The 26,431-nt window shown below is 52.5% G+C and carries 18 protein-coding genes; 4 read left to right on the top strand and 14 right to left on the bottom strand.

Annotated elements, in window-relative coordinates:
* Nucleotides 1–108: 108 nt before the first annotated feature.
* Nucleotides 109–525 (bottom strand): hypothetical protein, encoded by a 417-nt coding sequence (locus ACFPYJ_RS22060; protein ID WP_379190379.1) that lies wholly within the window; start codon nucleotides 523–525, stop codon nucleotides 109–111.
* 320 nt (nucleotides 526–845) lie between these two features.
* On the opposite strand from ACFPYJ_RS22060, the gene ACFPYJ_RS22065 reads away from it, so the two are divergent.
* Both ACFPYJ_RS22065 and rpiA read left to right on the top strand, forming a co-directional pair.
* Nucleotides 846–2,207: an FAD-dependent oxidoreductase gene (locus ACFPYJ_RS22065; protein WP_379190380.1), complete on the top strand. Its 1,362-nt coding sequence runs from the start codon at nucleotides 846–848 to the stop codon at nucleotides 2,205–2,207.
* A 61-nt stretch (nucleotides 2,208–2,268) separates the two neighbouring features.
* Entirely contained in the window at nucleotides 2,269–2,943 is a 675-nt protein-coding gene (gene rpiA / locus ACFPYJ_RS22070; protein ID WP_379190381.1) for a ribose-5-phosphate isomerase RpiA, read from the top strand.
* Nucleotides 2,944–3,099: 156 nt separating this feature from the next.
* On the opposite strand, the gene ACFPYJ_RS22075 is transcribed toward rpiA, so the two are convergent.
* The 6 genes from ACFPYJ_RS22075 to ACFPYJ_RS22100 form a co-directional block, all read right to left on the bottom strand.
* Nucleotides 3,100–3,711 (bottom strand): hypothetical protein, encoded by a 612-nt coding sequence (locus ACFPYJ_RS22075; RefSeq protein WP_379190382.1) that lies wholly within the window; start codon nucleotides 3,709–3,711, stop codon nucleotides 3,100–3,102.
* Nucleotides 3,712–3,869: 158 nt separating this feature from the next.
* Nucleotides 3,870–7,412, bottom strand: coding sequence for an AAA family ATPase (locus ACFPYJ_RS22080; RefSeq protein WP_379190383.1), 3,543 nt, complete (start codon nucleotides 7,410–7,412; stop codon nucleotides 3,870–3,872).
* The gene (locus ACFPYJ_RS22085) at nucleotides 7,409–8,635 is read right to left on the bottom strand and encodes an exonuclease SbcCD subunit D (protein WP_379190384.1); all 1,227 of its coding nucleotides are present in this window, start codon (nucleotides 8,633–8,635) and stop codon (nucleotides 7,409–7,411) included. The genes ACFPYJ_RS22080 and ACFPYJ_RS22085 overlap by 4 nt, the downstream gene beginning before the upstream one ends.
* Nucleotides 8,636–8,661: 26 nt before the next feature.
* Nucleotides 8,662–13,005 carry a UvrD-helicase domain-containing protein gene (locus ACFPYJ_RS22090; RefSeq protein WP_379190385.1) on the bottom strand — a complete coding sequence of 1,448 codons (4,344 nt, stop codon included), beginning with the start codon at nucleotides 13,003–13,005 and terminating at the stop codon, nucleotides 8,662–8,664.
* Nucleotides 13,002–16,565 carry a helicase-exonuclease AddAB subunit AddB gene (gene addB, locus ACFPYJ_RS22095; protein WP_379190386.1) on the bottom strand — a complete coding sequence of 1,188 codons (3,564 nt, stop codon included), beginning with the start codon at nucleotides 16,563–16,565 and terminating at the stop codon, nucleotides 13,002–13,004. Before addB ends, ACFPYJ_RS22090 begins: the two co-directional genes overlap by 4 nt.
* A 469-nt stretch (nucleotides 16,566–17,034) precedes the next feature.
* Nucleotides 17,035–17,910: a helix-turn-helix domain-containing protein gene (locus tag ACFPYJ_RS22100; RefSeq protein ID WP_379190387.1), complete on the bottom strand. Its 876-nt coding sequence runs from the start codon at nucleotides 17,908–17,910 to the stop codon at nucleotides 17,035–17,037.
* Nucleotides 17,911–18,028: 118 nt separating this feature from the next.
* Here ACFPYJ_RS22100 and ACFPYJ_RS22105 point away from each other — a divergent pair, with 118 nt between their 5' ends.
* Nucleotides 18,029–19,156 carry a Gfo/Idh/MocA family protein gene (locus tag ACFPYJ_RS22105; RefSeq protein WP_379190388.1) on the top strand — a complete coding sequence of 376 codons (1,128 nt, stop codon included), beginning with the start codon at nucleotides 18,029–18,031 and terminating at the stop codon, nucleotides 19,154–19,156.
* Here ACFPYJ_RS22105 and ACFPYJ_RS22110 read toward each other — a convergent pair.
* Together ACFPYJ_RS22110 and ACFPYJ_RS22115 are read right to left on the bottom strand one after the other, a co-directional pair.
* Nucleotides 19,134–19,349: a helix-turn-helix domain-containing protein gene (locus ACFPYJ_RS22110; RefSeq protein WP_379190389.1), complete on the bottom strand. Its 216-nt coding sequence runs from the start codon at nucleotides 19,347–19,349 to the stop codon at nucleotides 19,134–19,136. The two genes, ACFPYJ_RS22105 and ACFPYJ_RS22110, sit on opposite strands and share 23 nt — an antisense overlap.
* A 147-nt stretch (nucleotides 19,350–19,496) precedes the next feature.
* The gene (locus ACFPYJ_RS22115; protein ID WP_379190390.1) at nucleotides 19,497–20,942 is read right to left on the bottom strand and encodes a class I SAM-dependent rRNA methyltransferase; all 1,446 of its coding nucleotides are present in this window, start codon (nucleotides 20,940–20,942) and stop codon (nucleotides 19,497–19,499) included.
* Nucleotides 20,943–21,072: 130 nt separating this feature from the next.
* On the opposite strand from ACFPYJ_RS22115, the gene ACFPYJ_RS22120 reads away from it, so the two are divergent.
* Nucleotides 21,073–22,062 carry a Na/Pi cotransporter family protein gene (locus ACFPYJ_RS22120; RefSeq protein ID WP_379190391.1) on the top strand — a complete coding sequence of 330 codons (990 nt, stop codon included), beginning with the start codon at nucleotides 21,073–21,075 and terminating at the stop codon, nucleotides 22,060–22,062.
* Here the strand turns inward: ACFPYJ_RS22120 and deoC are convergent.
* The 5 genes from deoC to ACFPYJ_RS22145 all read right to left on the bottom strand — a co-directional run bounded on the left by deoC (nucleotide 21,989) and on the right by ACFPYJ_RS22145 (nucleotide 26,375).
* Entirely contained in the window at nucleotides 21,989–22,720 is a 732-nt protein-coding gene (deoC, locus tag ACFPYJ_RS22125; RefSeq protein WP_379190392.1) for a deoxyribose-phosphate aldolase, read from the bottom strand. The genes ACFPYJ_RS22120 and deoC overlap by 74 nt on opposite strands.
* Complete coding sequence (locus ACFPYJ_RS22130) at nucleotides 22,713–23,150, bottom strand: NUDIX hydrolase (RefSeq protein ID WP_379190393.1); 438 nt, start codon at nucleotides 23,148–23,150, stop codon at nucleotides 22,713–22,715. The genes deoC and ACFPYJ_RS22130 overlap by 8 nt, the downstream gene beginning before the upstream one ends.
* Before the next feature lie 215 nt (nucleotides 23,151–23,365).
* Nucleotides 23,366–24,754, bottom strand: coding sequence for a tRNA (N(6)-L-threonylcarbamoyladenosine(37)-C(2))-methylthiotransferase MtaB (gene mtaB / locus ACFPYJ_RS22135; protein ID WP_379190394.1), 1,389 nt, complete (start codon nucleotides 24,752–24,754; stop codon nucleotides 23,366–23,368).
* A 5-nt stretch (nucleotides 24,755–24,759) separates the two neighbouring features.
* Nucleotides 24,760–25,539 (bottom strand): RsmE family RNA methyltransferase, encoded by a 780-nt coding sequence (locus ACFPYJ_RS22140; protein ID WP_379190395.1) that lies wholly within the window; start codon nucleotides 25,537–25,539, stop codon nucleotides 24,760–24,762.
* A gap of 131 nt (nucleotides 25,540–25,670) precedes the next feature.
* Nucleotides 25,671–26,375 carry a site-2 protease family protein gene (locus ACFPYJ_RS22145; RefSeq protein WP_379190396.1) on the bottom strand — a complete coding sequence of 235 codons (705 nt, stop codon included), beginning with the start codon at nucleotides 26,373–26,375 and terminating at the stop codon, nucleotides 25,671–25,673.
* Nucleotides 26,376–26,431 lie beyond the last annotated feature (56 nt).

Genomic DNA, 26,431 nt, shown 5'->3' on the forward strand with positions numbered 1-26,431 from the left:
ATAAAGTGAAGCATATGCATCCATCATAACGAAAAAAAGAAGGCTCGTCCAATCATGGAAGCCGGCGCCAAACTTGACCGGATTGCCGCTTCCAATGAAAAGAACTTTTTAATAGAATGGCAGCAGGGAGAGACCGCGCAGCGCGGTCAACGGGAAGGCCTGGCGTACAAACCGTCGTCTTGGAAAATATGGATAAGGGTAGATTGGCGGGTACGGCAGAAAAGCGCGATCCCAATGCGGTCCGCAATGCGGGACAGCGATACAGACCATTTCATCGTCAATATGTTCAACGAAACCGTCTGCGCAGTAGCCGTCATGCGTTTGCAATAGGACATAACGGTGCATATGATCTTTGCACCATTTTGCTTTCTCATGCTTCTCCGCTGGATACGGTTCAACTGTAACACCCGGTGATTTTGCCTTTGGCATCATTCCCGTAGATTTCTTGCCGGTCGGTGCTGCTGCCGATGGCATCAATCCTGTAGATTTCTTGCCGATCGGTGACGTAAACATTTTTTTCTCCACGTTTTGAAACCCTCCTAGAAGTCTTCGTTAGCGAAAACTCATTTCGTAAGCATTCTACTCTCATGATATTCGCCCGTGGGCAAATGGCGCCTTGCTTTAGAAAAATAGGCGCTTGCCCTGCTAATTGATAACCATAATCAATGCTGATTTGATCAGACTTTCAGCCTAAATCGAGATGGATCGGCTTCATTTTCCAGCGTATAATGAGGGCGAATGGAACATGGCTCTCTCTTATGCCCTTCCTATAAGTATCACAAGCAAGGACGAGCTGCTCGTCAAATTGTCATGAAAGCTTTTTTGCAGATGAGGAGGATCCACAAATGAAAGTTGCTGTTATCGGAGGCGGACTGGCTGGGCTTACAGCAGCCGCTTATTTATCTGAGCAGCCCGGAGTCCAGGGCGTCTTGTTCGAGCGAAGCCCTCAGCTTGGCGGCCGGGCGTTTACTTATGAAAAAGCAGGGTTTACCCTCAATTACGGCGCTCACGCTATTTATGGACTGGATCGTCATACACTGACGGTCATGGAGAATGAGCTTCATCTTAGCTTTAGCAGTAAGCAGGTTGATAAACGCAAGGTCATGTATGAGAAGGGTGAACAGCTCACACCGGCTCCTCTTGATTTTGTAAATCTAATGAAAACTGATATTCTAACGATGAGGCAAAAGGTACGGTTTGTTGCTGAGATTACAGCGATCATAGCCAATATCCATCAGATCAAGCACTATGAAACTCTCGGCCATTACTTGGCTGAATCAGGCGCAGACGAGGATGTTAAGGAGCTGTGGGAGCATTTGGTTTGCAGCAATTTCTTCATCACGCCTGAAGATGCCCGTAAAGTTCCCGGTGCGGTTATTAGCGCCTATTATCATAATTTATTCTTATCCCAAAGACCCGTTAACTATATTCTGGGGAGCTGGGCTGTTATTACGAACCAGCTGCGGGATAAAATAGTATATAATGAACACTGGTCATTCGCTATGCAGGAAGGCGTAGACAGCATTCGTTATGAGCACGGTAAATATCTATTGAAAACAAAAGCCCGCGAAGAAGCATTTGACCGTGTCGTCTTCGCCATGCCTGTCCAGCAGGTCATTAAATTGCTGCGCGGCACGCCCTGGGAGCCCTTTCTGGAACCGTATGAGCAAAATACGGCGACAGAGGTCATGGTTTACGATATTGGTCTCCATCATGTTGTTGCGCGTCCCTTCAGCTATATCAGTGATATGAATCATAAGCTGTTCATCTCCGATGTTTCGGCAACCGATCATACACTTGTGCCTGAAGGCGGACAATTGCTGCAAGGAATAGCCTACTTGAGCGATGAACCAATCGATGGAGATGAAGACCGCAAAGCTTATCTCAATGAGCGTACCGCACAAATGGAGGATTTGTTCGACCGCCATTATCCGGGCTGGCGGGAAGCAGTCGCTGTCAAGCGGGTATCCAAAAAAGCGATGGTCCAAAGCGTGAAGAACATTGCCGGCAATCGCCTGCTTCCAAGCCGGATTGAGAGTATGCCCTTCTACTTCTGCGGCGATGGCTGCGAGGGTAAAGGGGAGCTTGCCGAGCGGGCTTTTTCAAGCGGCAGACGCGCTGCACAGCTCCTTCTAGCTGAGCTTAAGAAGCAGCAGACCGCCGTTCACTCTGTCGCTGACGCAGGTTCCTCACCTAAAAGACCGTAATCAATTAATAACCTAGCCTTTCTATGACAGAGAATCAGCTAGCCGAGGGTGGAGAGAAAGCATGGAAAGCAAGAAGATAGCGGCAGACCGCGCTGTGGGATCGGTCAAAAGCGGAATGGTTGTCGGATTAGGCACAGGCTCTACTGCTTATTGGGCCATTCAAGCGATCGGTGCGCGCGTCAAAACAGGACTAAACATTCAAGCAGTCGCCACATCCGAGAAATCGGAAGCATTAGCCCGGGAACTGGATATACCGATTGTTCCGTTCTCCGACATCGATAGCATCGATATCACCATTGATGGCGCAGATGAAGTCGATACGGACTTGAATGCCATCAAAGGCGGCGGCGGCGCTTTATTAAGGGAAAAAATCGTAGCAGCGGCCAGCCGCGAACTCATTATTATAGCTGATGAGAGCAAGCTCGTTCAGAGGCTGGGTGCTTTTCCACTCCCTGTCGAGGTGGTTCCATTTGGAATCGAACTGACCATGAAGAAATTAGCAGCTCTCCTCGCTTGTCCGCTTAATCTGCGGCAAACCGAAGATAAGCTCTTCCTGACTGACAATAGGAATTACATCGTGGATTGTCATCTTGGAGCCATTGAAGATGCCGTTCAGTTAAATCAAGCCTTGAATATGATACCGGGCGTCGTTGAGAACGGCCTCTTTATCCATATGGCTGCCAAAGTTATTGTCGGCTTCAATGACGGTACGGTTCGCGAATTAACGAATACCTAGTTATTGGGAAAACAGTGATTCAAGCCTGATTGATTGCATTCAAACGAATGTACGCTTTAGTGGAATGAAGCTGGAGTAAATGCAACAAAATCCCCTATTCTCTTTTGGAATAGGGGATTTTGCATAAGGAGGGCTGGGCGGCTGTTGTGCTCCAGCTTATGGTTTGAAGCTGAGTTGATCGGGCTCGTTCATTACAGCGAGCATCCTGCTGCTTGCATCCACCCATTTGGGATCCACCAATACGGTGAGCGCAGTCGTTCGGTTGACGGTTTTGTAGTTTAAAGATTGAACAGCAGCCTTCAGTTTCATATACACATCCGAAATCTGCTGCAGGTAAGCACGCTCCGAAGCCGTCAGCGAACCGTCATGATTACCGAGAGATTGCAGTGATGCCTCGACTTGATCAAGGAAGGCAGCCGCATCGCGCTTCTTAGCTTCAAACGGCTTATCGTTTACAATCGCTGCTTCATCTATCAAACGAACAAGTTTCGGCTTCTGATGAAAAGCTGCTCCTAGCGCGCTTTTCGCTGCAAGACGCTTCCCGATCTCATCCGAACCCATAAGCTCCTGCACACCGGCCAGCACTTGGTCAATATGAAGCTTGGTTTGGGGAACGGCATCCATAACCGCATACCCCCGCTCCGCCAGCTTGTCCTGGTTCGATTGAATCATCTTCGTAAATAAGAAGACATTCCCGATCAGGCTGAACGTAAGCAGGATAAGAACAATAGGGGTGAAAATAGGTCGTTTCGGCTTCTGCTCCTCCACGAATGAACCTCCAACCATGAGCAGCATGGATTGAAATGCTGCTTCTCTTTAGTCAATCATCTATTTCATAGGTTATCTTGTTCCTAAGATGAATGCAAGCTCCCTAAACAGTGAGATGTGAAGGAATTAAGGCAAAAAACCGGCAGATGCTGCAGCTGCTACATCGTCTCCAATTCAACCATGCTGCCTCTTCCCGACGGTTCAGAGGCGCTCACGATCAGACGGCGCGGCAGTCTCGCCCGCAGCTCCGGCACATGACTGATAACACCGACTGACAGCGTGTCGTTATGCAGCTTCTCCAAAGCTGTAATAACCGTGTCGAGAAGCTCGGGGTCAAGCGTACCGAAGCCTTCATCCAAGAAGAAAAATTGCAGCGGGTATTTGCCGCGCAGCTGAATTTGACCGGAGAGTGCCAATGCGAGCGCCAGAGAAGCCAAGAACGTCTCCCCGCCGGATAGAGTCGAAACGGGACGCCGGATACCTCCATTAGCATCATCACGGATCACAAAGCCTCCGCCGGAATCCACTTCCAGCGCGTAGCGGCGTTTGGTTAAGAAACCAAGACGTTCGGATGCTGCCCGGCATACCTGTACAAGCTGCTCTTCCGCTACGTATTCTACAAATGCATTGCCTCTAAATACGGTCTGGAGTGATTTTAAGCGCCCTGTCAGCTGCTCCATCCCGGCACGCTTCTCCTCAAGCGCGTTCCAACGGTTCTGCTTAGCTTTTAGTTCCTCCAGATCACGTTCGGCTTTCGCTTCTGTCTGCAGCGCAGCTTCATTCGACGAACGAGCCAGATGAAGGGCGGTTACACACTGCTCCCACTCTTCATCTGTTAAGCTGCGCCCTTGGAGCTGGTCGCGTAAAAGCTCGATTTGGGCAGCCAGCTGCTGCTCGGCCTCCCGATAACGGGTTATGTCCTCCAGCATACGCTCCTGCTGAGCGAGAAGCGGCTGCAGGCGAGAGACTTCGTCGGCTGATTCAAATGGCGACTCGCTTAGCGCCGAGCTCCATGTTTGCTCGGCTTCCTCATGTCTTGCGATTGCCGTTTGTTCCGCTTCGACAGCGGCACTCCGCTGCTCCGCCGCTTCATTCAATGCAGTTTGCACCGTTTCATGGGCTTGCTTGGCCTTCTGCAGTTTGTCCCGAAGTGCGGCAAGCTCCTTCTCCGCAGCGGCAATTAATTCAACGGCCGGCGTACCGCCCGTCCATTCAAGCAGCTGTTTGTACTTGTCATCCAGCTGCCTGCGCTGACTTGCCAGATGGACAGAAAGCTCCACCGCCTCAAGCTGAGCGGCTTGCGCCAGCTTCTCGTTCTCTTTGAGCTGCCCGGCGGTCTCTTCTATGAAACTAACGCTGCGGTCCAGCCTTGTGCGAAGCTCATGGGAGGATTGGTCTCTGCGGTCCAGCTCAGCCAACCGCACATGAGCCTGATCAAGCTGCACCGCATCGCCAAACTGCACCTGCCACTGTGTAATCTCAGCTTTCCATGCATCAAGCGTTTCTTGATGCTTGGTACCTGCAGCGGCGGCCAATTTCTTGGATGAATGAAGCTCACCTGCAATAAGCTCGCATTGTCGGACCGTATCACTGTATTGCTTACGATTGATGCTCCATTCCGCTTCCTTTGCAGTGAACAGCCGATCTTGAACCGAGCAGATTTCATCAGCCTGAGCCAGAGCGGAAGCGATAGCACCAAATGTTCCAGCAATTGCTGACACGTCATAGGACCTGCCAATCGTCTCCGAGGCTGCGGCTGCCTCCAGCTGCCCGCTTGCCGATCCCAATAGGGAGGCTTGAACGGCAGCTAACGAAGGCATCGAAATGAGCAGCTCTTCATGAGCCGATTGATCCTCTATGGCAGAATCAGATTGATCCGTTAAAGAAGTGGATCGAATGATTTCCTGCGATCGTTCAAGCGCAGCTTCTACCCTCGAACGCAGAGGGGCTGCACGGAGCAGCAGCTTCTGGGCTTGCTGTAAAAGCTTTTCCCATGAAGCAATAGCTTCGTCAGCTTCATGGATATGTACGGGCTCAGCGATATTCCCTTGGAGCAGCGGATGTGTGCATGATCCGCAGACCGGACAAGCCTCGCCGTCCTTCAGTTCATCTGCGAGCTGCGCCGCTAATTGCTGGCGATGCTGTTCTCTTTGCAGGGTTCGGATTCCAGTCAACCATTCCGGCAGGCAATCGTTGATATGCTGCAGCTCCTGCTCGAGCTGATGAAGTTCGGTTAATGAAGACTGCAGGTCATTGAAATCACGAGCAAGCACATGGAGAGCTGCGCTGCGCTTGGCTGCTGACGCTTCAAGCTTAAGCCTGATCTGCTTATTCTGCTCAGCGAGTGCGGCAGCTTCCCGCTGCGTATTGTCCAGCTGCTGCTTAAGCCCGTCATGCAGCTGCAGCCGCTTCGAGAGAGCATTCCGCTGATCCCGATCCGCGGCGGTCAGCTCGATCGTCTTGAGCTCGGCCTTAAGCTCGCTTTGCTTGGCAGCGGCCCGGCCGAGCTTGTCCTGCGCGGCGGCGGCCAGCTCGCCATAGCTGCGCTGCCTGGCGGAAGCATCCGCATAGCGATGCTCGCCAGCGGCAGTGCTCGCGGCAAGCGCGGCGGCTTCGCCTTCAAGCCGCTGCGCGCCAGCGAGCTGATCGAGCCGCAGCGCTAAGCGCGGCTCGGCTGCCGCGGCTTCGGCGGCTGCCGCCGTGAATGCGGCGGCTGCGGCCGTGGCCGCCTCCAGCCGGGCGGCATGCGCCAGCCCGGCGGCCTCGCGGCGCGAAGCGGCTGCGCGCAGCGCCGCTTCGGCCGCGCCGGCTGCGGCGAGCGCGGGCGCGAGCCGCTCCGCCGCAGCGAGGCGCTGCAGCTCGCGCGCCAGCGCCGCAATACGCGGCGCATCGGCATGCAGCTTCGCCTGCATCGCCTCTTTCGTGCGCAGCGCTTCCAGCCGCTCGCGCACCTGCAGCCGCTCCGCGTGCTGCTGCTCCGCCACGGCCAGCGCCGTCCGCGCTGCCGCTTGCGCGGCTGCCGCTTCACGGTAACGCTCCGCCGCGGCATCGACCGCGGCGGCTGAAGCGTCGCCGAGCCCAAGCTGCTCGGCTGCCGCCTCATTCAAAGCGGCTTCCGCCGCTTTCATGCGCTGGCTAAGCTTCAGCGCCAGCCCATCGCCGAACCGTTCCAGGCGGAATAACCGCTGAAGCATGGATCGGCGTTCTTTACCAGTCAGCGAGAGGAATTCCGCGAATTTCCCCTGCGGAAGCACGACTGCACGGGTAAAATCCTGCATATTAAGCCCGATTCGTTCTTCAACGAAACGGGTAACTTCCGCCAGCTTATCTGCTAGAACAACATCGCCTGTCTCGGTAATCTCGACAAAACGGCTGAGTGAATTATTGACGGTAACGTCACCGCTGCGCTTGAATTGACGCTCCACACGATAGCGGCGTTTCTCTCCTGCACCGGCGAGCTCGAAAGTAAAAGCAACGGCAAGCTGCTTCTCAGCCTGGTTCATGATCCCCTGCGTACCATTGGCAGCCCGCTCCACTTTACCGTAGAGTGCCAGTGTCACCGCATCAAGAATACTTGATTTGCCGCTGCCGGTCGGACCGAATATACCGAATACACCCGCTTCGCACAGCCGTTCAAAATCAACCTCCTGCGCTTCGCGATAGCTCTGCAGCCCGCTTAATCGGAGCATGATCGGTTTCATTGGCCTTCCCCTCCTTCCAGCCGCTCATTAGCAATATCCGTGTCCTGCGACGATGCACTTTCATCATCCTCGGCAATCAGCTCCAGAAACAGTTGAACCGTATCCGCATCCGGCTCTGCCCCGCCGGTCTGACGGGAGAAAAACCTGCGGAACAGCTCCTCAGCAGGCAGCTGCTCGCGCGAGAGGCCACCAGCCTCGGCCGTTTCCGCTGTTTCCGGATAAATCGGCCGGATATGAACAAGGCCCTCATGCTGGCGGCGAAGCTGCTGGATATGCTGCAGCGTCATTGACTCCGTCATATATACGTCAAGATCAATCCACGACCGTGCATCCCGCCCTTCCTCGAGCCAGCCATACACTTCAGTCAAGCCGCCCTTTGCCGTCCACCTCACTAACGGCCTGCCGCTGCTGAGCAGAAGCTCGCGCGGCTCTATTAATTTGCCAGGCTCTGCGTCGAAGACAATCACAGATTTGGCTTGCCCTGCTTCCGAGAAACTGTACGCAAGCGGGGAACCGCTGTAGCGCATACGCTCATCGCCGTCTACACGCTGCGGCCGATGAAGATGGCCGAGGGCAACGTATTGAGCGCCCACCCGCAGTGCGGAAGGATCAACCGTATAGGCTCCGCCGATCTGAATAGGTCTTTCAGAATCCGTCTCCAGCCCGCCCAGGACATAGATATGACTCATGGCTAGATTGACGGTGTCCTCTCTGAAGAACCCTCCAAGCCTCTGCATTAACCGGCCGACACGCTCCGAATAAGCGCTTCGCAGCAGCGTTTCGTCCGTCGCCTCGCTCAGCAGCTCCCGCAAACGGGACTCAGAGGGATACGGCAGCCCTGCAATAACAGCACGTTCTCCGGTACGTGCAACGTCCACCATGATCGGCTCATCTGTCGGCATGCCGATCAGATGAATCCGGCTTCGCGCTGCAAGAGGAGCCGACGCGGATACCCTTTCCGGATGATCGTGATTCCCTGCGATGACAGCTATCGACCGTTTGCCTCCGTCCGATAGACGCGACATGGCTTCATAGAACAGCTGCTCGGCGGCTGCCGGCGGATTAACAGAATCATAGACATCACCTGCAAGCAGCACCAGGTCAATCGCCTCATCCTTCACGATAGTCACCAGCTCATCAACAAAAGCCTCCTGCTCCTGCAGTCTGCTGCGTCCCTCCAGCGACCGTCCGAAATGCCAGTCCGCCGTATGCAATATGCGCATCGCCTATACCCCCGTCTCTTGAACAACTAAAATAACTTTACTGATTTCGCGCCATCAAAAAAGTACACATAACATTCATTCACCTTACGGCCCATAATGCGCTCGATCGCCTCAGCATAGAGCTCCAACTGAAAACGATGCCGCTCAGCCGCTTCATCCCAGCGCTTCATCCGGATCTTATCGGTTTTATAATCAAGCAGCACCAAGCCGCCTTCATCTTCAAATAAACAGTCAATGACCCCTTGGATCAGAATCGGTTCTTCACCGAGTGCTCCGTCCCCATGAGGATACACGCGGGATGCCGGAAGCGTACAGCTAAACGGCGTTTCCCGTCTCACCCATGACGCCTTCACTAACCGCTGCCCGACCAGCTCTTGAAAAAATGCGGCTACACCCGCTGTATCAACCGCCTGGGCTTGCATCGCAGAGAGCATGCTGCGTTCCTGCAGCTGAGCGACTATTTCACGAACAAGCTCTTCATCCGCTTTGCCCTTCAACGGCATATGCTGCATAACCAAATGCCCGACCGTTCCGCGCTCTGCCGCCGTTAACGAGACTTCCTCCATGAATTTTGGACGCCTCAAACGGAACGTGTATTCACCCCCGCCTGCTTCAGCGGAAAGCGAAGCCGCAGGCTGCGCATCAGTACCGCCATGGTTAGCGAAGCTGGATGCCCCTTCATCCAGGAACAGCTCAAGCTGCAGATTTTCTGCTTCATCTAACACACTGTCGCTTTCAATCGCCTGCAGCTCCAATCCCTCAGAAGCAGGCTCATGAAGCAGCAGTACAGCTGCATCCTCGTCAACTGCCGTCTCGGCATGCAGCCGCTTCATCTCCGTAACCGAAGTTTTTGCCGCAATCGTTGTTGCCGCCAAAAAGGGATACTGCCAGGTCAGACGTCGTTCAATCTCATCAGCTGCACCGGAATGCACCTCGACCGGAACGAGTGCTTGAACCGCCTGCAGCCGTTCTTCGAAGGCTGCTGCTGCCGCTTCGTCGACTTCAACCGCAGCTGCAGCCTCCATACCCAGCATGGACAAGGGTACAACCGCCGTTCGCCAGTCTCTGAAGGAGCCCTCCGGCTTCGCCAGAACCGCTTTTTGTTCCACAGCAATAAGATGCAGAGCTCCTTCTCGCCCCTCTTGCTGTTCATCATGAGAACCATCTGCTGCATTGCTATCCGCATGAGCATTATCGGAACCATCCGCTGCTTCCACTTGAGCATCGCCGGGGCCGGCTGCTGCTTCAATTATCCCTCGTTCAACAGCAGCTGCATCTCCCGCTTCTTCCGCGCTTGCAAATTCGCCTTTCTCATCACGCTCAAGCGTGATCGGAATGCCGGCATTCATAGCCAGCGGACCGACCCAGTCGATGAAGCGTTTGGCTTCTGCAAGACGAAAATCTGACAGATTCCCTTTCGGATCAAGGGCAGTCTCCCAGCGCTGAAGCTGTTTAGCCGCATCGGCAACGGTACCGACGAGAAACATTTTTTCCTTCGGTCTCGTTAGTGCCACATATAAGATCCGCATTTCTTCGGCGAGGGTTTCCATCCGCAGCCGTTGTCGAATGGCCAAATACGGAAGCGTCGGATAGCTAACCCGCAGCTCCGTGTTGACGAATTTCGGACCAAATCCGAGCTGCTTATGCATGAGAAATGGACTATTAAGATCCCGTCGATTAAATGCTTTTCCAAGCCCTGCTATGAAAACGACCGGAAACTCAAGCCCCTTGCTCTTATGAATGGACATGATACGGACGACATCTTCCTGTTCACCTAACGCTCGCGCTGTGCCTAGATCGCCGCCGCCCTCGCGCATTCGGTCAATAAAACGAAGGAACCGGAACAACCCGCGCAGTGTCGTTGCTTCATATTGGCGGGTACGGTCATGCAGAGCGCGCAGGTTGGCCTGACGCTGCAGCCCTCCCGGCATACCCCCGACTAAATCGTAATAGCCGGTTTCTCTGTAAATTCGCCACAGCAGCTCGGCAAGCGCTCCCCGTCTGGCTTCTTCACGCCATATCTCCAGCGAAGCGAGAAATCCATGCAGCTTATTCCGAGTTTCCTCAGCAAGAGAGGGATGATTGGAGGCCAATAGAACCGCATCGTAATAGGAACCTTTGCCGGCTGCGATCCGAATCATCGCCAGCTCTTCACCTGTTAGTCCAACGATGGGTGAACGGAGTGCTCCCGCAAGCGGGATATCCTGATAAGGGTTATCGATGACGCGGAGCAAAGAAAGCATGGTTTCTACTTCCGTCGCTTCAAAATACCCGCTGCTTAGTTCCGCATAAGCCGGTATACCCTGCGCCTGCAGCTCTTCAATGATAATCGGGGCCCACTGCTTGTCCGCCCGAAGCAAAATAACGATATCACGCCAAGCAAGCGGACGTTTGCGCTCCCGTTTCCCGTCATACACCTCAAAAGGCTCTGCCAGTCCTGCACCTTCGGTTGGTTGTATCCCTTGAAGCCGCAGGATTTGACTCGCTATCCAGCGCGCCTCCAGCTGGACGACCTGGAGATCTTCCGCTCCTTCCGCAGCCGATTCGCCAGTCTCACCATCAACTGCTGCGTCACTCACCTGTACCTCCTCATCCGATGAGACCTCTGCCGTTCCGCGATCCAGCAGCGCGAATTCAACCGCATAACGCGCGGGTGAACCCCCCTGATCGGATGACGGATAGGAAGCGCCGCACACCAGCTCCGCGCGCTCATCATAATCCATCTCTGCCGCCTTCTCCCGCATGATGGCCCGAAAGACATTATTAACTCCGTCTACTACCTCGGAGCGGCTGCGGAAGTTGCGCGCAAGATCGATTCGAATGCCGCGGTCTTTGCCCGTTACCGGCTCTGCTCCGATAACTGCGGGAAGCGCCCCATCCGAATCGATCTCATGCAGTGAATTTGCCATAGCTTCGTTAGCTTTACTTACCTGTTCTCCCTCTATCTCTATCTCTGAACCACCAGAATCAGCAGATTGATAGGCTTTATATTTGCGCAGGAATAAATTTGGTTCAGCCAGGCGGAACCGGTAGATACTCTGCTTCACATCGCCAACCATGAACCGGTTCCCTTTGCCGGGGCGGGCAATAAGGGATACGATCGCCTCCTGGACCATGTTCGTATCCTGATATTCATCAAGCAGAATCTCATCGAACTGGCGCTGGTATTCAAGCGCTGCTGCAGAAGGGACAGAAACCTCCGGCGTCGAAGCCTCATCCCGCAGAATCCGCAGGCAGTAATGCTCCATGTCGCCGAAATCGATTAATCCTTTCTCCCGTTTCGCCGCTTCAAACCGCTCCCCGAATTCCTTCACCAGCTCAGCGAGTGTAAGCATCAGCGGAGCCAGTTCCTTCAGCTCCGCGGCAAACTCTTCCGGCGCACGAACAAACAGTTCGTCCGTCATATCTGTAATGATTGTCTTCGCCATATCCCGCAGCACTTTGGCCTGCTCCTGCAGGCCTTTGTCAACGGAGTCTCCCCGCTGGCTCTTCAGCTTTCCAAAGCCGGCCGATGCGAAAGCCTCATACCACGTATTCCAAGGCTCGCTGTTTATGCGGTGCGACAATGTTCTTACAATCGATAGGTCATCTTCGAATGTGACGGCATAAGCATCCGGCCCGGCCGGCTGCCGGGTGACATCCATCGCTTGCTCCAGCAGCGCCTCTGCGCCTTCCAGCCCAAGTGCCACGACATCAGTTAAGCTCTTAACCCAATCGGTTCGGGCAAGCGCAGCTGCATCTTCCACATCGAAGGCTCCCGCCGTTTCATAGAGCCACACACTCGGCCAAGGATGACTCTGGGCAAAGTTGTACAGCTTCATGACGAGTGCATACAGCGGCTCGTCTCCCCGTTCTCCGCCAAAGCGGTCAACAAGTTCATAGAAGCCGCTGCTGTTTTCCATATCGGCATACCGCTCTTCGAACAAAGCATCAAGCACGTCCATTCGGAGCAGCTCAGCTTCCGTTTCATTCGCGATACGAAAGCCGGGATCAAGACCGATTAACGAATAGTAGCGGCGGATGACATCAAGACAGAAGGAATGCAGTGTCGTAATGGAAGCACGTCCCATAAGCGCCAACTGGCGGCGAAGGTGATCGGAGCCGGGATTATGATCCAGCTCCTTCTCCAGCGCGATCCGAATCCGCTCTTTCATTTCTGCTGCCGCTGCCTTCGTAAAGGTCGCTACGAGCAGCCTGTCCACGTCGGTATCCGCCGATATTTTGCGAATGATACGCTCGACGAGTACAGCGGTCTTACCTGATCCGGCCGCTGCGGCGACGAGTATGTTCTGACCGCCGGTTACGATGGCCCGCCATTGATCATCGGTCCAATTGCTTCCCTGCGGTTTGCTTGGACTTGCTGCCGTCATTGATGTCCCTCCTTCTCTTCGTTGTTCGAATCCTCGATAGATCCGCTCTTGTTATCCAGTTGGTTCGAAGCATCGCCGGCAGCCAATAGCTCCCATACTTCATCTTTGCCTGGTTTATGAAGCTTGGTATAGCAGTTATCTTCAATTAACGGATCAAATTGACAGACTGGTTTATAGGCGCAGAACTGACAGGGTGTTTTACCGCCAAGCCGGTACGGAGCTATCGAAACATCCCCGCCGGCCATCCGATCCCCGATTCGGCGCAAATTTGCCCGGACGGATTGGCGGAGCGTTCCCCACTGCTCCTCTGACACAACCGACGAGGTGCTGTAGAATCCGCCGTCCCGCTTCAACCCGACCGGCAATAGCTCAGAATAGCCTGTCGTCAGTGAATCATCCATCAATCTGACGGTTTCCTCATCTGCAAGTACGAGACCCTTGAGCTTAAACCGTTTGAGCATTTCCATCTTCGCTTTGTCTGCGGTTAGGCCGTTAGAGGAAGAGAGCATCGGATTATGAACGTGAAAATACAGCGCTCCTCCCGCTTTGGCCGGCTGTCCAAGCCATTCATTGGCATGTGTAAGCAGTACATCCATATAAGTAAGCATTTGCAGCGCCATTCCGTAAGCGACCTCTTCAAGCCGCAGCTGCTTGGCGCTGGATTTATAGTCAATGACCCGAAGCAGCAGACCTTCATCGGTCTGCGCAGCATCCACACGGTCAATTCGGCCTGCCATCTCAAGCATTCTTCCGCCATTCAGCGGAATTTGGACGGCGGGCAGCGGTCCTTCCGGGCCGAAGCCGATCTCAAGACCCACGGGGGTGAACTGCGCTCTCCTTGCATGCTCGCCAAGAATCGCAGCCGCTTGGCCGACAATATCCTTCAGCTTGCGGGCTACATATTGATGCCGGCTGCTGCTGAATAGAATTTGCGATTGAAGCCGCGCTGCCAGCTCATTCACGATTTCGGCAGATTCCGCTTTAATTTCCTCTACGGTGAGCGTTCCCCAGCGTTCTCCCAGCGTTTCCGTAAGTCTGCTGAGAGCCGCATGGAATAATTGGCCGATATCAGGCGCAGCCAGCCTGAATAGTTCACGCTCGCGCAGGCGCAAGCCATGAATAGCAAAATGCTGAAACGGACATGACACGAACCGCTCCATCCGTGAAACACTTCCGCGCAGCAGCTTGCCATACAGCAAGTCAGCTACATGCACAGGCAAAGCAGGCTCCTGATTGGAATAATCCAATGAAGAGATCAGCCTTTGCAGTTTATCCTGCCACTGAGGCCGCACCGCGTACCAGTTAAAGGCCTCCCACCAGATTGGGGTCATCCCTGCACCCTGCCGCCAGCCGCGCAGCTGCGTAATCAAATAAGATAACGTCCGGTCCGGATGGGCCATGAACGCTTGCTGATCATCTTCGGACATCTGGGGAAGAGGCTCAATCGCAATCGTACGCTCCGGAATTCCCGGAAACAGCTGCTTCATCTGCCTTATAACTTCCGAGGGATGAAGGCTCTTCCCTTCCTCATCCGCCATCGGCCAGCTGATCCACAGATGCCCGCTGGGCGTGGAGAGTGCATTATAAATTAAGAACCGCTCATCCAGAAGCCTTCTGCGGACGCCAGGCGCCATAGCTAAGCCGCCATTTTCCAGCGTCTCCCGTTCCTGCTCCGTGAGCACGCCATCCTCCTGCATCCGCTGCGGCATCACTCCGTCATTGGCTCCAAGAACATAACAGACTCGAATATGTCCGGATCGTGTTCTGTCCATGCTGCCGATCAGCACTTGATCCAGCGAGGGCGGTACGGAAGCCAGCTTCAGGCTTTCCAGCCCGGTTTCTACCATTCCGGCGAACAGCTCCAGTGTCATCGGTTCATCCCCGGTCATCTCAGTGAGCTGATCAAGCAGATCCATAACGCCGTCCCACAGCTGCTTATGCTCGCGGGCACGAAGCGGACTGCCTGACGCGATTGCCCGACGGCTCCACCTTTCCAACCGGTCAGGAGCATCAATCGTCATCAGCAGGCGATAGAGAGCCTCGCACATTTGCCTCACATTGGCCGCTTTCTTCAGCTCGCGTGTGAATTTATGTATAACGGGAACAACCGCTTCGCGAGCCGCCATGACAGCATCAAAATGCCGAAGCTCCCGCTCCCCTGCCTGAGCCGGATCGCCCTCCAGAGTATCCCGCGTAATAGGCTTCCATTGACTTCGCGTCAGCCAGCGATTACCGTTAATGCCCGCCGCCAAAGCATAATTCTCCAGCAGGTCGAAGGTTTCTCTCGTTAAGCTGCCATCCTCCGGGATTAACAGCTCGGTCTTGATGCAGCGGAAGACAGCCTCAAACCGCCATCCATGCGCCGCGATTTCAAGCGCTGAACGGATGAACTCGACAAAAGGATGGTGCAGCGCCGCTTTCTTCTGATCAAGAAAGTATGGCAAATTGTAATCGGTGAAGACAGCTGTTATATAGTCGTTGTAATCAGGAGCATTGCGTACCATCACCGCAAGGTCGCGGTACCGCAGCCCTTCATCGCGGACTCTGCGCACAATATCGCGCGCAACCGCCTCAACCTCAGCGCGGCGATGAGAGGCCGCATGAAGCGATATGTCGCCGCGCTCAAGCTCCTCCTCGGATAATCGCATCGGCTTGCGATTGCCGTAATGCCGCTCAACATGCGCCAGCATCGGGCTGTTGCGAAAACGGTTATTCGGATTGCCTTCAAGCATAACGGGCGCTTCAATCGTTACGCCGTTATGAAGCGCAAGCTCCCGGAGCTTAATGAACGTTTCGGCCGTAGGACGGAACAGATCCAGCTCATGCGGCTGTTCATCCAGCCCATATAAACGGTCAAGGCTCAGCGTTATCGTTACGTCCGCCGCGCTTTGGATCAATACTTCCAGCGCCTCGAATTCCTTGGGCGTAAAGCCGTTAAAGCCATCTACCCAGACCTCTGCTTCCCGCATAGAAGGCGCTTGTCCGAACCCTTTGACAAGCCAGCTCAAATAATCCTCCGCATCAACGTAGAGACCGGCCAGTTCCTTATCAAGCTCGGATGAAATCTGCTGCAAATCACCGAGTTTGCGGCCCAGCAGCGGATTTCTCGCCCCCGGCAGACCGCTGCCCGTAAATTGCTGGAGCTTCTCCGAATCAATGCCGTATCTTTTCCACTCGGTCATCAACTCTCCCAGGCGTTCAATGAATCCGTGCTGCGAATCGCTTCCTTGAAATAATTGAAGCTGATTGTCCAGCCTATGTACGATCTTATACAGCAGCATATTTTTGCCGTTCTCGCTTATTGGGATAAGAGCAGTGCCTCCGGTTTCCTGCATCACACGGAAGGAAAGCCGCCTGAAGCTGAGTGCCTGTGCACGGATAGTCCCGCTGAGCTGTGAAGTCCCGAGCAGTGCATATTCAGTCTGGAAGGTTGCCTGCTCAGGAACGAGCATAATAATCGGAGCACCATCCGGCTTCTCCAGCACCTTCTGACGGATCCGATCCAAACAATATTGTGTTTTTCCCGCACCTGAGCGGCCAATGACAAAACGAAGCGCCATGCGTCCACCCCTTTACTTTCGATTCTACTATTCTATCATACCGGGATGGTATTTTTCACCCATAAATACAAACATTTGTTCGATTTTTGCGAAGGTAAATAGTGCATGGGACCAGAGCTTCCCCGCTAACCGCAAGCGAAGCTTGACTCAACAGCAAAAAACAGGCGAACCTAAACTCACCTGCTTCGTATATGCTGACTAGTAATCAAATAAACCTGCCGTCAATGCCGGGCGGGAAATCAATGACGTTAGCGGATTTCTTCACGTAATGCTACCCTTCAATTCTATTGATCAGCAGATTCATAATCTCTTTGTCGGTATACAGCAGATTGACGAACATCATCGCGCGTTCCGGATCCTTCGATGTTCTGGAGACCGCAAGAACCGCACTGGCTGCATCCGTTAAATAAACACCCCCCAGAAGTTTTCCGGCGAGGAGCTTACTTATAACATGCCTTATCTGATTTACCTAAATCCTCGCTTGAACCGAGCGCGTATATTCCGTAGGTGTCATGCCGGTCGTTTTTTTGAATATTTTGGAGAAGGTATGAACGCTTCGGAATCCAAGGTCTTCGGCGATTTCCGAGAAGTTTGCCTTGGATTCGCGAATATGCTTTTTGGCTGTCTCGATTTTTAAATGCGAAAAATATTTCATGACCGGGCGGCCTGTCTGCTTCTTGAAATCATCCTTTAATCTGGTCTTCGTCAGGCGGAGTGCCGCGCTTATATCGTCCAGCGTCAATGATTCTTGGATATGTTCCTCCATATACTGAACCACCGCCCGTTTCAAATCATGTTTCTCGAGCTCCTGCGCCACCGACAGCAGACTGCCCCCAGTTAGGACTCTATTATCGCTGCGGAGCAGACGAAGTAAAAATTGTTCGATTAATAACCGGATCATTTGCTCCGCTCCGACCGGCGGGTTATCCCTGCGGACAAGAGGATACTGAAACGGGTAAACAAATGTGCGCATCGCTTCTTTGATAATCTCCGAAAGCAAGTTCCTCTCCGCATCATCCAAACGTTGGATCCGATTCTCGAACTGCTTCATGATCTTCGATTTCGTATCAAAGGTGATCACGATAATATTCGGCGCTGTTCCGCCGCTGGCATAGAAGCTGTGGAATTCATTGGGCTTATGGAAAATGATACTGCCGGATTCCAAGCGGTGATGGCTGTGGTCGGTTGTAACCTCTATTTCCCCTTTATCCGTGTAGACCATCTCCCAGAAATCATGCCTCTCTCCAGAAAACGCATAGTCTTTAGCAAATTCAAAATAGTACATCGTAATCACATCGCGAATCGAAACAAGCGGTTTCAGCTTCGTTCTGATGTAGGTATCCATATTCAATCGCTCCCCATACCCGGCCAATCCGGCAAAAAGTCAGGCTTTTCGGACAAAGAAACCCTTATCGTTCCACTCTATAATAATAATAATTCTTCATTACCAGGAGGTTTTCCTATTGAAGCTGGGTGTAATTGGGTATGGCTCAAGAATACGTCATATGATCAATGAAATCATTAAACTCGATCCAAGCTGCCACGTCGCAGGCATCATTGACCCTAGAGAGGATGTTCAATTCTCGGGCGGGCAGCCGATTCCCGTCTTCTCGTCGATTAACGAGATGGTTGAAGCGATTCATCCCGATGGACTGTTGATCGGCACACGCTGCTCCCTGCATACATCCTATGCTTTGGAAGCCATACCGACAGGCATTCCCTTGTATTTAGAGAAGCCGGTATCCACAACTATGGAAGACTGGGACCGTTTAAGGCTGTGCAACGAGCGGTATACTCCTGAGGTCGTCGTTTCCCATCCGCTCCGTCTTACATCCATCGTGCAGTTAGCCAAACAAATTGTGGATTCCGGACAAATCGGAACGATTGAGCATGTTCAAGCGATCAATAATGTCCCTTACGGCGGTGTATATTATCACAGCTGGTATAGAGACGAGGCGGAGACTGGCGGTCTTTTCTTACAGAAAGCGACGCATGACTTCGACTATTTGAACTTTGTGATTAACCAGCAGCCGATCAGCATCAGCGCGATGTCCTCCAAGCAGGTATTCAAAGGTGATAAACCAGCAGGACTTACTTGCCTGGCATGCGAAGAGAATCGCACTTGCGCTGAAAGCACTGTAGGCACCCCTATGCAGGAGGATTGGCGTTACTGCTGCTTTGCCAAGGATACCGGCAATGAGGATTCCGGAAGCGCGCTCATCCGTTATGAGAATGGCATGCATGCCTCCTATTCCCAGAACTTCTTCGCCCGGCGGGGAGCTGCCGCTCGCGGCGCTCGTTTTCTTGGTTACAAAGGCACGGTCGACTTCGATTTCACAACGGGTCTTTTGCGCGTTCATAACCATCATACCCCAAGAGTGGACAGCTATCAGTTTGAAGGCGATGACAGCCACTTTGGCGGAGATGCCAAGCTTGCAGCTAATTTTCTATCGATCATGCGCGGACAATCAGAATCTGTAAGTACCCTAACGGACGGCCTTCTCAGCGCATTTATGTGCTTGAAAGCCAAGCAATCCGCCGAGACGGAGACGTTCCAGAAGCTTGATATCAGGAATTGGCAAGAGGTCTGAAATCGCGGTAATCAGCCTTTGGAGGCTGCTTGGAGCGGGTGAACTGGAACTGTCTTCTATACTCTTGCGGGTTCATGCCGTAATACTTCCGAAACAGCTTGGCGAAATGCGAGAAATTGATGTAATGAAAGGCTTTGGCGATATTGCTTATCGTTTCATCAGATTGGATAAGCATATCGCTGGCTTTTTTCATTCTCTCACACAGCCTTTATCAGGTTATGGAACTCATTTTACATGACTCTGGCGACACCGCCAATAAAGAAAAATGCTCTCCGCTCTATGACTAGAGATGGAAAGCACTTTGCTTTATGATAGGAGGTTCCGAGTTTGGTAATCGCGTTTAGCGGCTGCGAACCTCAAATATACCGAACTTCAAGTAATGCCCTTCGTTCACTCCGACAATCTGCGGATGATCCTTGCCTGCAGCACGCCATTCGATGAGCCGAAGCGTCTTGCCTGCATCAACTGCAGCCGCCTGTATGGTTTCCATGAACAGTTCCGGGCTCATATGATAGGAACAGCTTGCCGTTACGAGATAGCCGCCTTCATTGACCAGCTTCATTCCATGAAGGTTAATATCTTTGTACCCGCGAACCGCCCCCTCAATGGCATTCTTGGATTTCGTAAATGCCGGCGGATCCAGAATAACGACATCCCACTTCCGGCCTGCTTCGGTAGTCATCGGCTTGGAGGTATCCGGCTTCGCTTTACCCGCTGCTTTACCGGTGGTCAGCTTGCCGCGTTCCACACGCTCCTCGATTCCCTTCACTTGTCCGCGCAAATATTCAAACGCATCTGCAACGACGAATTCAACCCGATCGGCAAACCCATTACGGGCAACATTCCGCTCTGCAGTTTCAATTGCATGTGCAGACACGTCGAGGCAAGTTACTTTCTTGGCTCCGTATTGACAGGCATGAAGCGTGAAGCTGCCCGTATGCGAGAAGCATTCCAGTACGGTCGCTCCATCCCAGTAAGGGAACGTAACCACTTTGCCGTTGGCATTAACCGGAACCCGTTCCATGTGATTCAGTTCTGCTATCGCACCCGTATCATCCGCATCTGCCGATAAACCGCCTGGAAGCTCTTCGTTAGAACGCTCCACCAGTTTAATGCCGCTGCGCGCACCCCAGCCCTTCATTAACGGTGCTATGGAAGCGCGATTCTCGCGCTGATCGAAGAAGTAGCCTGTCTTCTGCCCTTCAACAATATCCACCTCAAGCTGCAGCCCATTCTCCACAATATGAACGATACGGGGGCATTCCCCATAGAGCAGTCCTTTGCGTTCTTCAAGCCCCTCAAGAAGTCTGACTGATACATCGCTTCGTTCATATATTCCTTGCGGGGAGAATACTTCGATGAGTGCGCCGATTATCGCCTCACGGTGAATGTCCATCCCAAGCGTCAGAACCTGAACGACCAGTACATCACCAAACCGGTCCACAATAAGACCGGGAAGGAAATCCGCCTCACCATACACAAGCCGGCAATCATGCCCATTCACAAACCGGCTGCGGTGCTGGGCACACTGTTCAAACCGCTCCTTGAAGAAGGCTTGATCCATCGCTTCCAGCGGCTTGTAGGCAACGACACGAATCGTAATCTGCGATTTCGGGTTCCAATAGCCCGTCGCCAGATATTTGCCTTGATAGGTAAACACATCAACCAAGCCGCCCTGCTTGGCTTCTCCTTCTATCCGGTTAATCTCCCCTGCATAGATCCAAGGATGTCCGAGCTCCAATCTCTTCTTGCGGTCTCGCTGCAATATCGCTTTTGCGCGTTCCATCTTGATTTCCGCCCTTTCTAATGCCCTTCATTTGGAGAGCTTGTCATGCTCGTCCTCCGGCTTACATATATTTGTTTACGAATGGTTGCTGCCTCTGCCGCCTATCAGCTGATACGGAAAGGATAAATGAATGAATATGATGCATACGATCGTTATTCCTATGCTCGCCGGATTCTGTGTCTTTCTATTCGGAATGAAAGCAATGGAGCTCGCCCTGCACCGCTCGGTAGGCCAACATCTTCATTCTATTCTCCACCGGTCGACAGCCACCCCTGTACACGGGCTGATTGTCGGCAGCGCAACAACGGCTGTACTGCAGAGCAGCACAGCCGTTACGGTCATGTCGATTGGCCTCGTGAATGCCGGCTTACTTACATTTCCTCGTACGCTAGGCATCGTCTTAGGCACCAATATCGGTACTTGTCTTACTACGGAGCTGATCGGGTTAAATCTGAACCAGCTTGCTTGGCCGCTTCTGCAGGCTTCACTCGCTCTTTGGTTGTTAACTGTGTTCGCCTTGGAAATGAGAATGATCCTCCCCTTCGGCTTCGGGAAAGCGGCTCCGCTCTGGGTCCAGCCGCTTCGAAACGGAGCCGTTATCCTAGGAGGCTTCGCGTTATTGCTTATCGGGATCGGTCTGATGCAATCAATTTCACCTGCCATTCAAGGCAGCGGATTTTTCAAGCTTTTTCTAAATCGGGCTGATGATAGCGTACTTTGGGGACTGGCCGCCGGAATCGTGCTGTCAGCAGCCATGCACAGCAGCGCTGCGGTAATCAGCATTATTATGGGCCTCGCAGCAGCCGGTGCTATGCCTGTTGAAATTGGCATAGCGGTCGTACTTGGAGCAAATGTAGGCACCTGTGTCACTACGGTTCTCGCCGCAATCGGCGGAACCCTGTCCGGCCGATATGTGGCTTGGTCGCATGTAATATTAAATGTTGGCGGCGCCATGCTGTTCGCCCCGTTTGTGATCGAGCTTCAGCATGTTTCCGCATGGATTTCGGAATCTCCCTCATCCCAAATTGCGCATGCGCAGACACTATTTAATATAATAAGCTCCCTGATCGCTCTCCCGGTCTGTTATCATCCAAAGTTGAAAAATTTGCGTCTGAACTGACGATCAGAACTCCAGCGCTTGTACCCAGTCTATTCGCCCCTAAGCTGAGCATTTGCTTGGCGGTTTGTGCATCCCGTATATCTCCGGAAGCTTTAACGCCAATGCTCTTGGATACAGATGCGCGCATCAATCTAAGATCCGCTTCCGCTGCACCTCCCGGGCCGAAGCCTGTAGAGGTAATGACATAATGGGCGCCGGCCGCCTCTGCAACACGGCATGCCTGCGCTTTTTGGAGGTCATCCAGGTATCCGGTCTCTAAAATTACCTTCACAACAGCAGCTTTTCCTACTGCGCGAACGATCGCCGAAATATCATAGGCAACTGAACCGTATCGCCCTTCGATGACAGCACCTATAGGAAGCACGATATCAATCTCATCGGCACCATCTTCGACTGCATTCACTGCTTCGTATACCTTAACCTTTGTCGCGGCAGCACCCAGCGGAAAGCCGCAAGCTGCGGTAATACGTACTCCTGTATCAAACAGATGTTCGCTGCACAGCGGCACCCACGAGCTGTTCACACATACGCTGTGGAACTTATGCTGAATCGCTTCCTCGCACAGCTGCATCATATCCTGCTCGGTTGCTGTTGGCTTCAGCAGGGTGTGATCAATGAAGGCTGCAATCGGCGAACCAGGCATCCAGCGTTCAACCATTACCCTGGACTTCCAGCCCCAGCAATTTCAAGGCACCGCCCAATATCCGATCATTATTATTGTAGCCGGACTGCCGCTGACGCCTCCAAGCCTCAGAAGGTTCAAACCACTCCACGCCGCGGATTTCCTCCACTTGAGCCTGAAGCTTGCCGCCGACTGCTTCCACCAAATAATAATGAACTTCTTTATCGACTGTACCTTTCGTTTCGTGGTTGTACTTATATTTGATTTGATCGATAGGCGCAATGATAAGACCTTCCATTCCGGTTTCTTCGACTATTTCACGAAGCGCGGTTTGCTCGATGGTTTCACCAGGCTCCATTTTCCCTTTTGGCAGCGAGATTTTACCGTATCTGTCCTGAATCAATTGAATTTGCAGAGCACCGTTCACTTTACGGAACACGACGCCCCCTGCTGAAATTTCCTTCATCTTGCATTCCCCCTCCGCGTTCCTTTGACATCACGCATCCAGCAGCTGCAAACCGCGGCTGCATACGCCTTACATTCACCTATGTAGAGCAAGGACTCTCTTCACAACCCCTTTGGTCGGATAAGAATCCTTGTCTTTGTTTTGTTATAACAACACTAATACGAGGCATTCGGTCTTCCTGATTCCGACCTCCACGCTCATAAAGTTATCGTTTATTAAGCCTGCAGCGCCTGAGGCTGAACGGACAGCTTCGTTTCTCCGCCGCGCACAGCTGACGTTTCCGCATCGAGTACACGAACCAGTTGTCCGAAGCATTCGTTTACGCCCGCTTCAGTAATTTTTACCCGGCACAGCTGGCCGATTAAAGATTCGGATCCTTCAAATACAACTTGAAGATAGTTATCCGAATAACCCATAACGCGTCCTGTCCCCGGTGCACCTTTATAATCCCGTTCCGGAATAACATCGACGACTTCGCCGACAAACTTCCTGCCATATTCAAGCTGCATCCGCTCGGATAAATCAATTAATTTATGAACGCGTTCATTCTTAATCTCTTCATCAACTTGATCTTCCATGCGCGCAGCCGGCGTCCCCGTCCGTTTGGAGTAAGGGAAAACATGCATTTCGGCAAAAGCCAGCTCTTCCATAACCCGGTAGCCATTCTCGAACATCTCTTCCGTTTCGCCGGGGAAGCCGACGATAACGTCAGTCGTAATCGCTACACCAGGCATAGCCCGGTGAATGAGTTTGATTTTCTCAGCAAACTGCTCAACCGTGTATTTGCGGCGCATGCGGGTCAGAACGTTATTGTCCCCGGCCTGCAGGGGAATGTGCAGATGACGGCACATTTTACTCGAACGGTTGAGTACATCAATCATCGCATCATCGATCTGGCTTGCTTCAATGGAGCTGATGCGGATACGCTCAAGCCCCTCTACTTTATCCAGATCCCATAGAAGATCCGTTAACCGGTAATTCTCCATATCATCGCCATAACCGCCTGTATGAATGCCCGTTAATACAATTTCTTTATAACCGGCTGCGACAAGCTGGCGTGCCTGGTTCAATACGCTCTCTGCTTCACGGCTTCGGGAAAGCCCCCGTGACCAAGGAATGATACAGAAGGTGCAGAAATTATTGCAGCCTTCTTGAATCTTCAGGAATGCACGTGTGCGGTCAGCAAAATCCGGAACATCCAGCTCCTCGAAATCCCGTGTTTTCATAATGTTGCGGACTGCATTTACCGGTTTGCGTTCTGTCTGAATCTGGCGGATGTAATCCATCAGCTTGTCCCGGTCCTGCGTTCCGATAACGAGGTCGACACCTTCAATCGCCATGATTTCAGCCGGTGTCGTTTGGGCATAGCAGCCTGTAACCGCAATAATGGCATCCGGGTTACGGCGGATCGCACGGCGAATAATTTGGCGGCTTTTCTTGTCGCCTGTATTCGTGACCGTACATGTATTAATGAGATAGACATCAGCAGTAGTTGTCTCAAAATCGACCTGCTCATATCCTTCTTTCTTGAAGAGCTGCCAAACTGCTTCTGTATCATAGAAATTAACCTTACAACCTAGTGTATAAAACGCTACCGACGGCATAGTCGTTAAACGCCTCCCATTTCTCCGGATTCATACATGAGGCAGGCGAGTCCGACCATCGCTGCGGTCTCGGTGCGCAAAATGCGCTTTCCAAGTCCGACGATGACAGCACCGGCCGCTTCCGCTTCAGACGCTTCACGCTCGGTGAATCCGCCTTCTGGTCCGACTATAAGCAGAATACGCATCCGCTCTATCTCGCTCTTATCCTTGACTTCGCGATATTGACGGACAGCATCGCGCAAACCCGCTCCGCCGCTCCCGCCTTCCTTCTCGTAACAAAACAATGCCAAATCATACTCCGCTATAACATCAATCAGCTTACGCCATGACATTACCGGCTCTATCGACGGAATACGGCTCCGATGCGCTTGCTCGGCAGCTTCCTTGGCGATTTTCCCCCAGCGGTCAAGACGCTTCGCTTCTTTCTTATCGTCATACTGCACAATCATCCGCTCAGACTGAAAAGGCAGGAACGAGGCGGCTCCAATCTCCGTGCCCTTCTGGATAACCAGTTCCATTTTATCGCCCTTAGGCAAGCTTTGCGCCACGGTAACCAACCAGAGCGGCTCACTATCCATGGACAGCAAAACGGATATTTCGGCTTCCACTCTTCCTGTGGAGACACTGCTGATGACCGCCTCGGCTACAACTTCCCGACCATCGCTCACGATGATCGTATCGCCGGCTTCCATTCGCATCACGCGTCCAATATGATGAGCATCATCACCGGTCAAGACAACCTGATTCGCGCTAAGCTGCTCCGGTGTTACAAAATATCGTTGCATGGCAATAAACCCTTCATTTCATAGTTTCATCGTCGATTCGGGATACTAATCAAAAAAGCTCTAAATTTTATCATACACGTTTTGAATCCGGTTCGCCACATCAATAAACAATTACCAATGGCAGCTGCAGGTCATATCAGAAAATCAGTCCAAATTTTAACCCAATCCACACTGTTAAAGATGAGCTCCAATTTGTTAACGCAATAGACGAAGATATTTTGCCAATAACCCAATAAAGGATCAAGGGTATGCTGTCTGAGCGATGGAATAAAGATAATCAGCAAAAAGAGAAACATCCCCCACTGAGCATGCTCATCCATCTTAATTCGGGTTCTGACAGGGACAAGATCTTGAATAATCCGGTAGCCGTCGAGCGGTGGAACCGGTATTAGATTAAAGAGGAACAGAAGCAGATTAATTCGGATTAGATAATAAGAAAAATGTCCGATCGCTTGCTGCACGCCGTGCGAAGCAGCGTCAATAGCACCCGTTTGATTAAGAATATATACGGCCGCTATGCCTAGCACCGCAATGAGCAGGTTGCTTAAAGGACCGACTGCTGAAACGATAATTCCCATTAACCGCGGATATTTGAAGTTCCCCCGGTTAACCATAACGGGCTTCGCCCACCCGAAACCCGCAACAAGCAGCAGGATCGTTCCCAGCACATCCAAATGCACACGCGGATTAAGCGTCACGCGCCCCGCATCATAAGCGGTGCGGTCGCCAAATTTATAAGCACTATAAGCATGGGCAAATTCATGTACGGTAAATGCTATGACCAGCACCAAAAAAATAAAGGGCAAATCATCAAGTGGATACCAAAGAAAATTCAAATGACAGCCTCCCAGAGCTCCGGATTTGGCGCTTGTGCTCTTCCCGGCGCTCACGC

The sequence above is a fragment of the Paenibacillus solisilvae genome (genome assembly GCF_042656405.1).
GTDB classification, from domain to species: Bacteria; Bacillota; Bacilli; order Paenibacillales; family Paenibacillaceae; genus Paenibacillus_Z; species Paenibacillus_Z solisilvae.

What these genes read in the sequence shown, in the direction of transcription:
- ACFPYJ_RS22100 (WP_379190387.1), bottom strand. Translation starts at nt 17,910, where the DNA reads ATGGATACCTACATCAGAACGAAGCTGAAACCGCTTGTTTCGATTCGC.
- deoC (WP_379190392.1), bottom strand. Translation starts at nt 22,720, where the DNA reads ATGGTTGAACGCTGGATGCCTGGTTCGCCGATTGCAGCCTTCATTGAT.
- ACFPYJ_RS22090 (WP_379190385.1), bottom strand. Translation starts at nt 13,005, where the DNA reads ATGACGGCAGCAAGTCCAAGCAAACCGCAGGGAAGCAATTGGACCGAT.
- ACFPYJ_RS22115 (WP_379190390.1), bottom strand. Translation starts at nt 20,942, where the DNA reads ATGGAACGCGCAAAAGCGATATTGCAGCGAGACCGCAAGAAGAGATTG.
- mtaB (WP_379190394.1), bottom strand. Translation starts at nt 24,754, where the DNA reads ATGCCGTCGGTAGCGTTTTATACACTAGGTTGTAAGGTTAATTTCTAT.
- ACFPYJ_RS22140 (WP_379190395.1), bottom strand. Translation starts at nt 25,539, where the DNA reads ATGCAACGATATTTTGTAACACCGGAGCAGCTTAGCGCGAATCAGGTT.
- ACFPYJ_RS22130 (WP_379190393.1), bottom strand. Translation starts at nt 23,150, where the DNA reads ATGAAGGAAATTTCAGCAGGGGGCGTCGTGTTCCGTAAAGTGAACGGT.
- ACFPYJ_RS22080 (WP_379190383.1), bottom strand. Translation starts at nt 7,412, where the DNA reads ATGAAACCGATCATGCTCCGATTAAGCGGGCTGCAGAGCTATCGCGAA.
- addB (WP_379190386.1), bottom strand. Translation starts at nt 16,565, where the DNA reads ATGGCGCTTCGTTTTGTCATTGGCCGCTCAGGTGCGGGAAAAACACAA.
- rpiA (WP_379190381.1), top strand. Translation starts at nt 2,269, where the DNA reads ATGGAAAGCAAGAAGATAGCGGCAGACCGCGCTGTGGGATCGGTCAAA.
- ACFPYJ_RS22085 (WP_379190384.1), bottom strand. Translation starts at nt 8,635, where the DNA reads ATGCGCATATTGCATACGGCGGACTGGCATTTCGGACGGTCGCTGGAG.
- ACFPYJ_RS22065 (WP_379190380.1), top strand. Translation starts at nt 846, where the DNA reads ATGAAAGTTGCTGTTATCGGAGGCGGACTGGCTGGGCTTACAGCAGCC.
- ACFPYJ_RS22110 (WP_379190389.1), bottom strand. Translation starts at nt 19,349, where the DNA reads ATGAAAAAAGCCAGCGATATGCTTATCCAATCTGATGAAACGATAAGC.
- ACFPYJ_RS22120 (WP_379190391.1), top strand. Translation starts at nt 21,073, where the DNA reads ATGAATATGATGCATACGATCGTTATTCCTATGCTCGCCGGATTCTGT.